Source organism: Psychromonas sp. 14N.309.X.WAT.B.A12 (assembly GCF_030397575.1).
Taxonomy (GTDB): Bacteria; Pseudomonadota; Gammaproteobacteria; order Enterobacterales; family Psychromonadaceae; genus Psychromonas.
Window position 1 is genome coordinate 119,964 of record NZ_JAPNXS010000010.1, and the last position, 14,147, is coordinate 134,110.

12 protein-coding genes are annotated in these 14,147 nt (G+C 38.3%); 1 reads left to right on the forward strand and 11 read right to left on the reverse strand.

What is annotated here, in order from left to right:
• Nucleotides 1-5 precede the first annotated feature (5 nt).
• The 8 genes from OW492_RS13520 to OW492_RS13555 form a co-directional block, all read right to left on the reverse strand.
• Nucleotides 6-959: a glycosyltransferase family 2 protein gene (locus OW492_RS13520; protein ID WP_290040702.1), complete on the reverse strand. Its 954-nt coding sequence runs from the start codon at nt 957-959 to the stop codon at nt 6-8.
• Complete coding sequence (locus OW492_RS13525) at nt 956-1,759, reverse strand: hypothetical protein (protein ID WP_290040703.1); 804 nt, start codon at nt 1,757-1,759, stop codon at nt 956-958. The genes OW492_RS13520 and OW492_RS13525 overlap by 4 nt, the downstream gene beginning before the upstream one ends.
• Nucleotides 1,760-1,762: 3 nt before the next feature.
• On the reverse strand, nt 1,763-2,308 hold the full coding sequence (gene rfbC, locus OW492_RS13530) for a dTDP-4-dehydrorhamnose 3,5-epimerase (RefSeq protein WP_290040704.1): 546 nt from the start codon (nt 2,306-2,308) through the stop codon (nt 1,763-1,765).
• Nucleotides 2,309-3,050: 742 nt separating this feature from the next.
• Nucleotides 3,051-3,956, reverse strand: a complete 906-nt coding sequence (rfbA, locus tag OW492_RS13535) for a glucose-1-phosphate thymidylyltransferase RfbA (RefSeq protein ID WP_290040706.1) — start codon at nt 3,954-3,956, stop codon at nt 3,051-3,053.
• Nucleotides 3,957-3,998: 42 nt separating this feature from the next.
• Entirely contained in the window at nt 3,999-5,321 is a 1,323-nt protein-coding gene (locus OW492_RS13540) for a lipopolysaccharide biosynthesis protein (RefSeq protein WP_290040707.1), read from the reverse strand.
• Nucleotides 5,322-5,433: 112 nt separating this feature from the next.
• The gene (locus OW492_RS13545) at nt 5,434-6,222 is read right to left on the reverse strand and encodes an ABC transporter permease (RefSeq protein WP_290040708.1); all 789 of its coding nucleotides are present in this window, start codon (nt 6,220-6,222) and stop codon (nt 5,434-5,436) included.
• Between the two features lie 49 nt (nt 6,223-6,271).
• On the reverse strand, nt 6,272-8,002 hold the full coding sequence (locus OW492_RS13550; RefSeq protein ID WP_290040709.1) for a polysaccharide biosynthesis/export family protein: 1,731 nt from the start codon (nt 8,000-8,002) through the stop codon (nt 6,272-6,274).
• Nucleotides 8,003-8,035: 33 nt separating this feature from the next.
• Entirely contained in the window at nt 8,036-8,440 is a 405-nt protein-coding gene (locus tag OW492_RS13555) for a hypothetical protein (protein WP_290040711.1), read from the reverse strand.
• A 361-nt stretch (nt 8,441-8,801) separates the two neighbouring features.
• On the opposite strand from OW492_RS13555, the gene OW492_RS13560 reads away from it, so the two are divergent.
• Nucleotides 8,802-9,650 (forward strand): class I SAM-dependent methyltransferase, encoded by an 849-nt coding sequence (locus OW492_RS13560; RefSeq protein WP_290040713.1) that lies wholly within the window; start codon nt 8,802-8,804, stop codon nt 9,648-9,650.
• 460 nt (nt 9,651-10,110) lie between these two features.
• Here the strand turns inward: OW492_RS13560 and OW492_RS13565 are convergent, their stop codons facing one another.
• The 3 genes from OW492_RS13565 to OW492_RS13575 form a co-directional block, all read right to left on the reverse strand.
• The gene (locus OW492_RS13565; RefSeq protein ID WP_290040715.1) at nt 10,111-10,632 is read right to left on the reverse strand and encodes a transposase; all 522 of its coding nucleotides are present in this window, start codon (nt 10,630-10,632) and stop codon (nt 10,111-10,113) included.
• Nucleotides 10,633-11,391: 759 nt separating this feature from the next.
• The gene (locus OW492_RS13570) at nt 11,392-11,913 is read right to left on the reverse strand and encodes a transposase (protein WP_290040717.1); all 522 of its coding nucleotides are present in this window, start codon (nt 11,911-11,913) and stop codon (nt 11,392-11,394) included.
• A gap of 460 nt (nt 11,914-12,373) precedes the next feature.
• On the reverse strand, nt 12,374-14,131 hold the full coding sequence (locus OW492_RS13575; RefSeq protein WP_290040719.1) for a bifunctional protein-serine/threonine kinase/phosphatase: 1,758 nt from the start codon (nt 14,129-14,131) through the stop codon (nt 12,374-12,376).
• Nucleotides 14,132-14,147 lie beyond the last annotated feature (16 nt).

Here is a 14,147-nt window from a genome sequence, read left to right on the forward strand (position 1 = left end):
TTTTGTTACGTTTGTTTTTTACTATCCAAAAGTGATACTAAAAGCGCTACTTTACCGAAAAAATGAGATCGAGTCACTTTCCCTTTACAAAAATAAGACATTTTTTTGCACAAAGTCGCGTCATTGAGACTACTTAAAATAGCGAGGGTTTCATTCTCACTTAATTTATTTTTTTGTTCGAACTGTTTAAAGGCAATAGCTTGATTAATAATGCCTTGTTGGCTTTTTTTAAATTGGCGTAAATGGTGAGTAAATTTAAAAAACAAAGAGCACACACTACGTTCACGTGCACCAATGGTGTTGTGATGGTGTTGACGATATTGGATCAATGCTTTGTCTATAAACACTATCTCTCCACAACGATGCGCCACCAGTGCTAACCACCAATCGTGCATGTAAGCTTGCTCTGGTATTGGTAAGGCTTTTTCCATTAATGCGCGATTAAATAAGGTGGTGCAGCCAGAGACTACGTTCTGTTGGCATAGTTGTTTAAATGTGCGATGCCAATCTTTGCTGATGTTCTTTAAGCTAAAGTAGCTATGGCAAATGAGTTGCAGCTCTTCATCTACAATTTGTTTATCGCTGAAGACTAATATTGGCGTTTGAGGTGAGAACCTACTTTCTGCTTGTTTTAAGTGCTGTATCGAAAGGCTGATTTTTTCAGGGAACCAAATATCATCTTGGTCGCACAGCATGAGGTAGTTCGCCGAGGTTTTAGTTAACCCGTAAGCAAAATTATGACTCGGCCCGTGTAAACCACTTTCGTTGAGGTGTAGCTCTATTCGATGATCTTGTTTAGCAAGGTCTTGAATAAGACAAATGGTATTATCCGTTGAGCCATCATCCACAATAATTAAACGAGAGACTAAAGCATGATAGTCGACACAGGCTTGAATTGATCGCACCTGCTCTTCTAAAAATCGCTCACCGTTGTAGGTCGCTAATACAATATCAATCATTTTTTATATCTGTTTTGATATTCAAGACGCGAAGTTAATGCGGTTTCTTGTTTTTTAGAGAAGGAGTATTTGAAAACGCTTTGTACATGCCAAAAGAAATACTTGCTCATAAATTGTTTGCTAGCACAGCGTCTAAAATGCACGGCTTTAACTTGCTCTAAGTATTGTAATGGATAACCTGCTTTATTGGCTCTGAAGCTAAAGTCGATATCTTCACAATACATGTAATAACGTTCGTCTAAGCCGTTGAGTTGATTGTAAACATCTGCTTTTACCACTAGAAAGGCACAGCTTGCCCAATACTGTTTATTCTTAGCTAACCCTTTACGACGATTCACCATGGTTGACCGGTCGTTAAGTAAATAGGTTTTAACGAAGCTAGAGAATTTAGGATAAAGGCGAATGTTGTCGTCATGCACCATCTCTTCTCTATCTAAGTACAGGTTCGCAACACCTAGGTTAATATCACCATGCTTTAAGGCAGCGATTAACTGCAGTATGTTTCGTTTGGTAATGAAGACATCTGGGTTGAGTAGTAGAAAATAATCATCTTCTGTCATGCCTAGCTCAAACTTACAATACATGTAATTAGCATTGTTGTTAGCAGAGAAGCCTTGTTCATGACCATTGGCTAAGTAATGAGCATTGTATTTATCACAGTACCTTTTTAGCTTGCCAACGGGATCATTGTCTCGACATACGACGGTTATTTCATCGTATTTCGAGAGAGCTTTAATAGTGCCTAGGTTAATGATCACATCATGATGGCGGTGAGACACTATTGAGATGAAAATGCGCATTAATTAAAACTTTGGTGCATCAGTAAAACTTAAACCTGCTTCATCTTTGGCAGAGAGTAATGGTTTTTTATCTGCCGCGATTGGCCAATCAATGTTAAGTGATGGATCGTCCCATTTTAGGGAGACTTCTGCATTTGGGTTGTAAATATCCGTGCATTTGTAAACGAATTCAGCTTCGTCAGTTGTGACGTAAAACCCGTGTGCAAAGCCTTCTGGCACCCACAGTTGACGTTTGTTTTCAGCTGAGAGTAATACACCAGCCCATTGGCCGAATGTTGGAGAGTCTTTACGCATATCAACGGCAACATCAAATACTTCACCTTTGGTGACACGCACTAACTTACCTTGAGTGTTTTCAGTTTGGTAATGCAAACCACGTAGGATACCGTGACTAGATTTGCTGTGGTTTTCTTGTACAAACTCACGCTCAGCACAGTGTTCGTTAAATAATGATGTACGGAATGTTTCCATAAAGAAACCACGTTCATCACCAAATACTTGTGGTTCAATAATTTTCACATCAGGAATATTCGTTTCAATAAATTTCATAAATACACTCAGTTATAAGTTGAAAGTTACAAGTTATAAGTTATAAGTTATAAGTTATAAGTTACAAGTTAAAAGGCTAAAGTTAAAAGTTAACAGTCAAAATCAACACACTAAGATCAAAGTCAACACACAAAAAACACTGCAGGCTGAAGCCAGCGCCCCTTAAAGATGTTTCGTAACTTACTATATTATTCGTCAATTTTATTGCATCAAAGCTCAACACTTTCGCTCATCGCATAACAGTGCGATAGCTATCAAGCAAAACTTGATACTTGGGGCGCTGGCTTTAGCCTGCAGATCTTTTGTGTTGGCTTTTGAAGTTTTTATATCGTTTTATTACAAAGTACTAAATCAAAATCAACACACTAAGGTCACAGTCAACACACAAAAAAAAACACTGCAGGCTGAAGCCAGCGCCCCTGAAGATGTTTCGTCACTTACGTCACATCAACACACTAAAACCAAAGTCAAAGTCAACACACAAAAAAACACTGCAGGCTGAAGCCAGCGCCCCTAAAGATGTTTCGTCACTTACGTCACATCAACACACTAAGGTCAAAGTCAACACACAAAAAACAAAACACTGCAGGCTGAAGCCAGCACCCCTGAAGATGTTTCGTAACTTACGTCACATCAACACACTAAAACCAAAGTCAAAAGGCTAAGATCAAAGTCAACACACTAAAACCAAAGCCTGAAAAAAGGAATCGCAGAGCTCTTCCGCTCAGCGGCCTTAAAGATGTTACGTGCTTGGCAGTATTCTTACTTCTAGTAGGCTTAGTAAATATTCACCGTAACCTGACTTCTTTAATGGCGCGGCTAGTTCTTTGATGCCGTCTGCGTCTATGTATCCCATGCGGAATGCTATTTCGCCTGGGCAGCATACTTTTAAGCCTTGACGCTTTTCGATGGCACGGATGTATAGTGCTGCATCTAGTAAGTCATCTAATGTGCCTGTATCTAACCATGCGGTACCGCGGCCCATTACTTCTACTTTTAATGTTTTATTATCAAGGTATTGTGAAATAACATCTGTTATTTCTAACTCGCCACGCGGTGACGGTTTAACATTTTTTGCGAATTCAACAACGTCTGCATCGAAGAAATATAACCCAGGGACCGCGTAAGATGATTTCGGTTTTTCTGGTTTTTCTTCAATTGAAATTGCTTGGCCTGCTTCATCAAATTCAACTACGCCGTAAGAAGTTGGGTTTGCAACGTAGTAACCGAAAACTGTTGCCCCTTTCTCTTGTTTGTTAGCTTTTTGCAGCGATTTAGCTAAATCATGTCCGTAGAATAGGTTATCACCCAGGATCAATGCAGCTGGAGAGCCATCTAAAAATTCTTCTGCTAGTAGGAAGGCCTGTGCTAAACCATCTGGACTAGGTTGCACTACATATTCAATACTCACGCCCCATTGTGAACCATCTTTTAACAATTCTTGAAAACGTGGTAGTTCTAATGGCGTAGAGATGATTAATATTTCAGTAATCCCAGCCATAAATAAGTTTGATAACGGATAGTAGATCATTGGTTTATCATAAACAGGCATTAGTTGTTTACTCACCACTTTAGTCAGTGGGTAAAGTCGTGTACCTGAACCACCAGCTAAGATAATCCCTTTGCGGTTTAATGGGTTATTATTCATTTTCATTCCTTTCCGTTTGTTTGAGAATTGAAATAATAAAAACTATTTCAATTCTTTAATTGTGCTAATAATTATTTTACCGATACCAAATGCAAGGCTTAACAACAGTAAAAACAATGAGATATTATAAATCACATCAGGATATTTACTGTCCTCACTCAAAGTTGCTTTTTCAACGGTAATTAAGTATTTCAATTGGCGATAAGCCTCTATGCGAGACTTCTCTAATGAAATTTGCGATGACGTATAAGCTTGCAACGCTAAATCCATTTTGATTTTATAGTCAGTGAATCGAGAGAGAAGTTCACTGACTGGCACTTCATCTAACCCAGTTTGTGACAACTTATCTCTTTCTACTTCTAACTGTGCATTTAATGCGGATAATTCATTTTTTAAGCCTTGCACTTGTGGTGAGCTGTCGCTCATGATCGCTTTTAGGGTTTTTATCTCGGTTTGCTTAGTGGCGATTTGGCTTTCAATGGTATTGGTAATAGTTTGTTTTGCTGTGCCTTCTGCCGTTGGATCGAGTAGATTATATTTTTGCTGAAAAACCAGTAAGTCTTTCTGTGCAGCAGTAAAGCGCTCTTCAATGCGTTTATGTTCACCTTGCATAAAGCTAAGCTGTGCATTGGCGAGTTGATGCCCTATAGAGTTGATAAACCATTCTGCTCTTTCTACTATGGTGTTGGTGAGTAACTGTGCGTATTCACTATCGAAGCCTTGTGCAGCAATGGTAATGACTCCAGAAGCATCATCTAAGACAACATCAACATGCTCTTGGTAGTATTGATTTAATGTTTCTTTAGAGTCATCGCCGTGAATACGGCTAAAGAAGTCTATGTTAGATTGCGAGTAATGCTCTCTTAAGGCTATTTTGTTATTTAAATACTCAATCATGTCGTTAGAGTAGATATAGGCTTTGACTAGTTCCGCGTCATTACCGCCACTTGATCCCGTTAAGCCGGTTAACAACGCCATACTTGAATCCATTGTTGAGGCACTGTCAGGCTGTTGGACGATCACTTTGGCTTGGCTTTCGTAACGTTCTGTAGCCCAAAGTAGTTGATATGCGGCAAAAATGAGTGTTGGTAACACCACAAAAACAAGAAAAGGCGAACGCTTTAGTTTATCTCGTTTTGATTGGGGTTTAGCAGTGACTTTCATTTTTTGAACAGGAGCATTCTGTTTTGACTTCTCTTGCTTTTTAACCTGTGATTTTAACTTTTTCACACGAATTAAAATACGATCTGATAATTCAGGATCTGTTGCTTTTAATGACTCAGCTTTTTTTTGTAAAAATTCAATGTTATTAAACTCTGCTGGTTTGATTGAATCTTTAAACTCATTAAATCGTTTTTCTAACATAAATAACTATAAAGGCTATAGGTGATAACACCTAAAGGCTTGAAAATTAATAAAAGCTTTAAATTTAATCCTTAAAGCCTGAAAAATGAGCCGTTATCTGTTTATTATTAGATTAACGGCTTATCGCTTGTTTCCAACCTACGTGGTAACAGGCTAACGCAAAAAACACACTGATTAACACACACATGTCTAAAAAGAAATAACTCACCCCTTCATGGCCATAGCTTGGATAAGCCGCATAACGGGTTAGCTCTACGGCATGTAATAAGGGGTTCCAATCTAGGTAGTGCCAATATTCTCTTGGGATATCTTGCAAACTAAAAAAGATACCAGAGATAAAAAATAGTGGGCGGGTGAGTAACTGTTGTACTTTTTTAAGTTCCGGAATAAAGCAATATGATAAGCCAAAGACGGTGCCTAGACTTATCGCCATTAACCAAACTTTAAAGAAGTTGGTAATCACTGAAATAGCATCGTGTACGACAATATCTATATGTAAAACAAAGCAAAGTAATACAATGACAAATACAACGGCTATTTTGATTAGCAACTCAAAAACACCAATAGCGATAATTGAGCTAATGGGTTGCACTTGTCTAAAAGCATATAAAGGTTTGTTTTTTTGGACTGCACCACTGGCTTTACTTAGCACACTTAAAAAGAACTGAATCAAAATCATGCCGTAAACCATAAAAAACATAGTTGGCATGCCATGCGTATCACCACCGCCAGACAGTAAAGTACGCATTGCAGTCATACCTGCAATCATGATCAAAGGAGACACGACAGTCCAAATCAAACCGATTTTATCGGTCGATTGGCTTTTAATTTCACGTAAAAAAATCGCAAATATAACGTCACCCCAAATTTTTAGGGTTGAACGTTTTTGAACTAAAGCCATTAGCTTAGCCCTATCTGTGCTGTGAATATTGGCGTATTAAAGCGGTACATTAGTTAATAGCCACATTCGCTGCAACAGCAATTTGATAGATGATTTGCGTGATGTCTTTCACCGCTTGTACGACTTTGGTATCTACTTTCGGTAAGACTAGAATTTGGTCACCGCGTTGGATTTTTGCGTCTTTTGCAAAAACTACCATGCCATTAGCGCGGACAATCGATACACGTTCGTCGTCAGCTCTATCGGTAAACCCACCAGCCCACGCTACGTAATCGTCTAGTGTTGCCTCGGGGTTAAATACTATCGCTTGTGGGATCAATACTTCGCCACCCACATTGATTAAATCGGTGTAGTTAGGAATAACAATTTGGTCGCCCTGCTCTAATAAGATGTTGGCGGTTATACCGTTATCAGATACAACAACTTTACCGAGTGGTTTAACTTGTCGTGCTTTTTCAACAAACTGCATCACTAGCTCGGCTTCTTTTGCACGAATTGATGCTTCACCGTCGGATGAGGCTGGTGCTGTAAATACGCTTCGCTCAAGTTTATCTAATGAGTCATCTAATATTTGCTTTTGACGTTCGGCAACGCTCTTTCTTAGAATATAGATAGATTGGTTGTCTGTTAGTTCAGGCACAATTGGAATCGCATTCAGTACGTCATGTAGATGGGTGCTTTTCTTCACGGCAAAATAAGATGGGCCTAGGTAGCTGCCTGATACTTGTACATCAATAACTTGTGCGTGATTATCGTCGTTAAATACTAAACTATCGCCATCTTGCAGTGTGTAGTTTAAGAAGTCTTTGTAAGTCAAGTAAACAGAGAACGGCCCACTTGCACGTGTACCAAATACTCCAACATGACTTATTTTCACGAGTGGTTTCGCGTATTCAGCTAGTTCACTGCCTTTAGTTTGTTTTTTCTTTAGCTCGAAGCGGAATGGGTTTTTAACACCACCAGAAACATTCACTGCGGATTTTTGTGGTTTAACTAATATGACATCTTTATCTTTAAAGGTGATGCTTGGTAATTGACCAGTTTGCACGAAGTAATACAGGTCGACCTCTTGTAAAATTTTATTATCTCGAATAATTTGGATGCTGCGGTAACTACCACGTTCTGTGTCTATTCCACCTGCTCGTTTCAAGTAATACAAGACGCTGTCTGAAGCCATACCTGCATATTGCCCTGGTCGAACAATCGCACCAGAAAGGTAAATACTCACAGGGGTTGCCGTTAACAAGTTAACGTAGACTTCAACGTTATTGGTATAAGTTTCTTTGATTTTTGATTGTACTAGTTGGTTAACATCACTGGCTGGTACGTCTAATACATTGATTGGCCCGATATTAGGTATGAAGATGTTACCTTGGTTGTCGACGGTTACTACACTGCTATAGGAAACTGCGCCCCATATCCAGATATTAATTTGGTCGCCTGCTGCTATCAAATAGTTTTCATTTAAGCCATCAACACGTTCTGTTTCATAACCACCGGCAAATAAGTTAGCGCCATAGGGTGGTGGATTGTCTTCGCCCGATGAAGGTAATAGCTCACGTACATCAACTTCACCCGGGAGCAAGATACCTGAACGAGCTTGGCTTTGATAAGAGCCAATACTGTTGCTTGCTGCATCGTCATTGGCTTCTACTTGTGGAATACCTGAACTTGTGCTGTTTTGTAGATCAATAGAACTTGGCTCAAAGGCTGCATAGGCGTTTGGCATGATCAACGCACTGCTAAGTAACCAAACTGTGATTTTTTTAAGAATATTCATATTAGGCTCAACGTCATTAATAAGTGTTTCATGCTATAAGTCGATATTATTATCAGCTTCGGTAATTGCGTGCTCTAAAAACCAAGATTTCATCAGCTTATCGTTCTCTTTGTAAGGGATTTCGCAGGCGATCCTTGTTTTCGATGCTTGGTTTGATTCGTTAAATATCATTTGACGGCATGAGTAACTTAATGCTGAAACATAAGTTGGGGCGATGGTAATGCTGTATTGTTTGTAAGTTAATGCGGTTGAAGCAGGGTTATTTAGCGCAGAAACAAAAGTAGGTGGTAGTGCTTGTTTGTTTGGTTTTACATCACTAGCGGTTACTAACGGAATAGTCGCGTAAACTTCTCTTGGTTTGCTGGTACAAGCAGCGAGTGTTAGCACCATTGGGACCAGTAGAAACCGACTGTGTTGTAAAGATAAAAAATTAATCATAGCACCTACTTTAGGTAAATCTAACCAAAGAAATTTTTGATAAAAAAACTAAGTTACAATAGCAAAAACAAAAATTTAGAGCAATCTATAAGCTATTGATTTATACATCAACTTTTTCATAATCAAATTCATATCAAGTAACTTTATAACAAAAGCAACATTTATGCTCGTCTATTATAACGATTAATGTTTGTAAATACCTACTTCGCACATAAGCGCTTAACATTAAACTCTGTGACAGGCTGAGGCCATTACTATAAAATAAGTTTTAGTATTAACAGGTTTTGCTAAGAAAATGTTAGCAAACACTATAAAATGCTTATTTTGTCATTTCTATTCACTTTCAAAAAGCTAACTTTCTATGATTAAACGCACTTTTACTTCCCCTTGGGATGACTATGAATTAATCGATGCTGGTAATAACCAAAAACTCGAACGCTGGGGAGATGTTTATACTATTCGCCCAGAGATGAATGCTTACTTTGAACCCGTTTTATCTAAAAAAGAGTGGTTAGCTAAAGCTCACTTCGAATTTATTGAAAGCAGCAGTAATGCCGGAGAATGGCGTTCGCTACAAGGTGATTTGGAGCATGATTGGCAAATAAAGTTCAATAACATCACTATTAATTTGCACCTGACTAAGTTTAAGCATGTTGGGTTATTTCCTGAACAGCGTGCAAATTGGGATTTTATTGCTGATAACCTGAAAGCAGGCGATCGCTTTCTTAATTTATTTGCTTATACAGGGGTTGCGTCATTAGTTGCACGCGCTCAGGGTGCTGAGGTATTGCATTGTGATTCAGTGAAGCAAATCATCAAATGGGGCAAAGACAATATGGAGTCTTCTGGCCTAACCGATGTGCACTGGGTATTAGAAGATGCATTGAAATTTGCTCAACGTGAGATTAAACGCGGCAAGCAATATCAGGGGCTGATTATGGATCCCCCTGCTTTTGGTATTGGCGCAAAGAAAGAACGTTGGAAGATTGAAAATAAGTTTCCAGAGTTGATTGAAGCAGCATTAGCTCTGCGCGCCAAAGGTGGCTTTATCATCGCGAATACTTACTCACCACGTTTAGATGCAGAACGCATCCGCCAAATAACCAGCGAACTATGCACTAACGAGAAAGTACAAGTCACCACGCTAAGTGTAAAAACCCGCACCGGAAAGATTTTGGACTATGGACTGAGAACGGTTATTACTGGGTAGTTTTATTATTGATACCTAAAATCACCAAAACCTACGAAGCATTTTTTGACTTTGGGGCGCTGGGCGAATTAGCCGACAGGCTATAGCTATAAGCGGAAGAGCTCTGCGATTCCTTTTTTAGCTTGTAGTGTTTTGATCTTGGGGCGCTGACTTTAGTCTGCAGTGGGTTTATGTGTTGATTTTGGTTTACTACTTTTTAAGAAAACGATAAAAACTTTAAAAAAACACAAAAAAGATCTGCAAGCTGAAGCATGCGCCCCGAACATTAGACTTCGTCTAATCGCCGTCGCTGCTCAAATTTGTTTATAACCATAATATTACGAAACATCTTTTGACCTTGGGCGCTGACTTTAGTCTGCAGTGGGTTTATGTGTCGATTTTACTTATGTACTAATAATTTCATTATTTACTAACTAAAACTATGACATATCTTCAATGAGACACTGACTTTAGCCACTAATCATTCACTTTCATACATCCCATAAAACCGTTTACTTGCATCTTTTATATTTGCTTTGTATGCATTATTTTTAATGTATTGATAAGTCATTTGAAACTGCTTTTCACTACGAATAACTTTATCGTAATAGCTTTTCTCCCATAACCTTTTGGGGTCGGCTCGATATTTATTAATAATAAACGCACTACCTCCTTTAAGGTTCTGCATGATAGTACTTAATGGCTGCAACTGTTGAAAAAGTAAATGAACATGATTAGGCATAATGGATACAGCAAATAAATGATAGTAAATTCCATTTTTAGACTTAAACAATGAAATCAATAATGAAATAATTTCATTATTCAATACCGCACCAGCTCTATTCACATCTAAAAACTGATCTAATTCATATTGTTGTTTGGGCTTATTTTCGATTACTTCCTTGTTATGTTTTTTGAGGTAATAAGCAACACTTTCATATGTTCGGAATGTAACGAATTGAACAGCATTTTTTTGATTGATATGAAATAAATTAGTTCCCATTTTCACCTCTTAATCACAACAGCGCTTAACTTTAGAATTTGAAGTTTAGTTTGCAATCAAATTTTTGTGTAAATGAAGAGTAATTAAATTTATGTATTTAAAGATCAACACAGAAAAGATCTGCAAGCTGAAGCATGCGCCCCTCATATCAAAAGCTACGACACATCTTTCTGGGGCGCTGGCTTTAGCCTGCCTTTTTTGATTTTAGTGCTTTAAAAGATTGAATTGCTTATTGGTTCGCTACGCTCATCGAGGCTAATACTCGCATGCGATGACTCGCATACTGGCAGGCTGAAGCCAGCGCCCCTAATATCAAGCTTTGCTTGATAGCTGTTGCTACACAATTATGTTTATCATCGTAATATTACGACACATCTTTTTAGATACCCCTTTTCAAGGAACTAGTAAAATTACGAAACATGTTTTGACCTTGGGGCGCTGACTTTAGTCTGCAGTGGGGTTGTGTGTTGACTTTGGTAGGCTTTGACTTTGATTTACTGCTTTGTAAAAAAAACAATAAAAACTAACACAAAAAAATCTGCAAGCTGAAGCATGCTCCCCGAATATTAGACTTCGTCTAATCGCTGTCGCTACTCAATAATTTTTTGCCATCGTGATATTACAAAACATCTTTTTGATTTTGCCCCTGGGGCGCTGACTTTAGTCTGCAGTGGGGTTGTATGTTGACTTTGGTTAGGTGTTTATTTACTAACGAAAACTATGAAATATTTTCGAAGAAGTATTTACTTCAAGGCCTAATCATTCACTTTCATAAAGACCGTAAAACCGTTTACTTGCATCTTTTAAATTTGCTTTGTATGCATTATTTTTAATGTATTGATAAGTCATTTGAAACTGCTTTTCACTACGAATAACTTTATCATAATAACTTTTTTCCCATAGACTTTTGGAATCAGATCTATATTTATTAATTATAAATGCACTGCCCCCTTTAAGGCTTTGCATAATGATACTTAATGGCTGCAATTGTTGAAAAAGTAGATGAACATGGTTAGGCATAATAGATACTGCGTATAAATGGTAATAAGTTTTATCTTTAGACTTAATGAATGAAATCAATAATGAAATAATTTCACTATTTAATACCGAACCTGCCCTGCTTACATCTAAAAATTGATCTAATTCATGCTGTTGCTGAGGCTTGCTTTCGATTATTTGCTTATTATGTTTTTTAAGATAATAAGCAACACTTTCATGTGTTCGGAATGTAACGAATTGAACAGCATTTTTTTGATTGATATGAAATAAATTAGTTCCCATTTTCACCTCTTAATCACAACAGCGCTTAACTTTAGAAGTTGAAGTTTAGTTTGCAATCAAATTTTTGTGTAAATGAAGAGTAATTAAATTTATGTATTTAAAAACCAACACACAAAAGATCTGCAGGCTGAAGCCAGCGCCCCGAATATTAGACTTCGTCTAATCGCTGTCGCAGCTCAATTTTTTTATTATTGATATCAAAAATCACCAAAAGTGACGACACATATTTCGACCTTGGGGCGCGGACTTCAGTCTGCAGTGGGGTTATGTGTTGACTTTGGTAGGCTTTGACTTTGATTTACTACTTTGTAAAAACAATAAAACTAACACAAAAAAATCTGCAAGCTGAAAACAGGGTGCGCAGAGCTTACCGCTCATGAGACCAACCTGTCGGTTGATTCGCCATGCGCCCGAGTATCAAGCTATCGCTGTTCACTACAATTAAGTAGACTTCTCGCTATTAAAAACTATCTCTTAACATGATGAAGAGTTGTGTTGCGCTGATGCCCATGAAGATGAAGGCTAGCCATTGCCAGAATTTTACTGGGTCTCTTTCTAGGAGCGACTTTTTCGGGGCTTTGGCTATTTGTCTTTGTTGTACTTTGGTGAGATCGCCGACGAATTCGCTCATGCTGCTGTAGCGTTGACTTGGTTTTGCGTTGAGTGCTTTTTGTAACACCTTGTCTAAGCGAGATGATAGCTCAGGTCGTAAAGGCGAAATAGGTGCATATTCCCAGGTGTATTGCCTTGCTCTGTCTAATGATTGTGCTTGGTTATCAGGGTACGGTAACTGTCCTGTTAACATTTCATAGGTGATCACAGCGATGGAGAATAGATCAGACAACACGCTGCTTTCACCTTCGTTTAGGTATTCTGGTGCAATATAGTCGACTGCGCCTAAAGGCTCTTCTTGCTGCTCTTTTACTATTTCTTCAAACCCGTTAACTCTAACAGTTCCGAAGTCTAATATTTTTATGTTTCCACCTGGGGTAAGCATGATATTTTCTGGTTTCAGGTCTCTGTGCACCATACCCGCGCGCTGTAAGACTCTTACTGCATTAACGACTTTGTTGATGATGCTATTAACTTGTTGTAGTTCAGGATGAGGATTGTCTAGCATCCATTGTCGCAGCGAGATGCCTTCTACGTACTCACAAATATGATATAAAAATACTGAGTTTTTAATATTATTAGCTATCGACATAATACTTGGGTTATTAATCGATTGCCCTACCCACTGCTCTTTGTAAAAACCCAGCAGATAGTTTAAGTCTTCTTCAAAGTTCAAGGATGGCATTTTTAATACCACTTTGTTTTGGTTGCTTTTGTCTGTGGCAAGATAAACATGGCTTCTTGCACCTTCATGTAAGACTTTTTCTATTCTAAAACAATCAATTTCATTGCCTGCTTGTAATGCAGGTGGAATGACTAATGTACTTAAATGCGTAAATAACTCAGATAGATCAGCTTTAGGCAGGCTATTAATTTTAACGATTAAACAACTGATGTTATCACTACTTCCCTGAGCTAGTGCTTGATCACAAATTGCTTTAGCGACTTGCTCGTATTGCTGTGTTGTTGCTTTTTCAGTTAGCGTCTGTAAATGCTCGGTGATTTCGGTTTTATCTAGGTAATCATGCACGCCATCACTGGTTAACATGAACAGATCATCCATTTGCAGTGAAACGGTCTGATAATCAATATCGAGATGACAATCCATACCTAATGCACGTGTTAATACTGAGTTTTTAGTGTGCGTTGTACGACTGTGATCATGGGAAAGTTGCGTTAATGTTTGTTCGCGGTAACGATAGATACGACTGTCACCGATGTGTATAAGATGCGCTGTAGTAGATTTAAAAATAACACTACTAAAGGTCGTGATTAGACCATTATGTCGTAGGTCGTTTTGGTTATGTTGATATAACCAAGTATTAAGGGAGTTTAATACTTTGCTTGCGGATTGCTTAACGTCCCAACTGTTGTTAGTACTGTAATAATCTGCAATGAATTGAGTGACACTAGTATGACTGGCTTGTTGCCCATTATCACTGCAGCTTACGCCATCAGCAACACAGGCAACGATACCTTTAATACGTTTTTCTGAATCTGAATAAGGGTCCTTTAGCGCAAAAGCATCTTGGTTAACTTCTCGATTACCCGCTGTGGAGTAACCACCCATTGATACTGTTAGCTTAGCTTTAGGACGCTTATCCATTCAGTTTACTACCTTC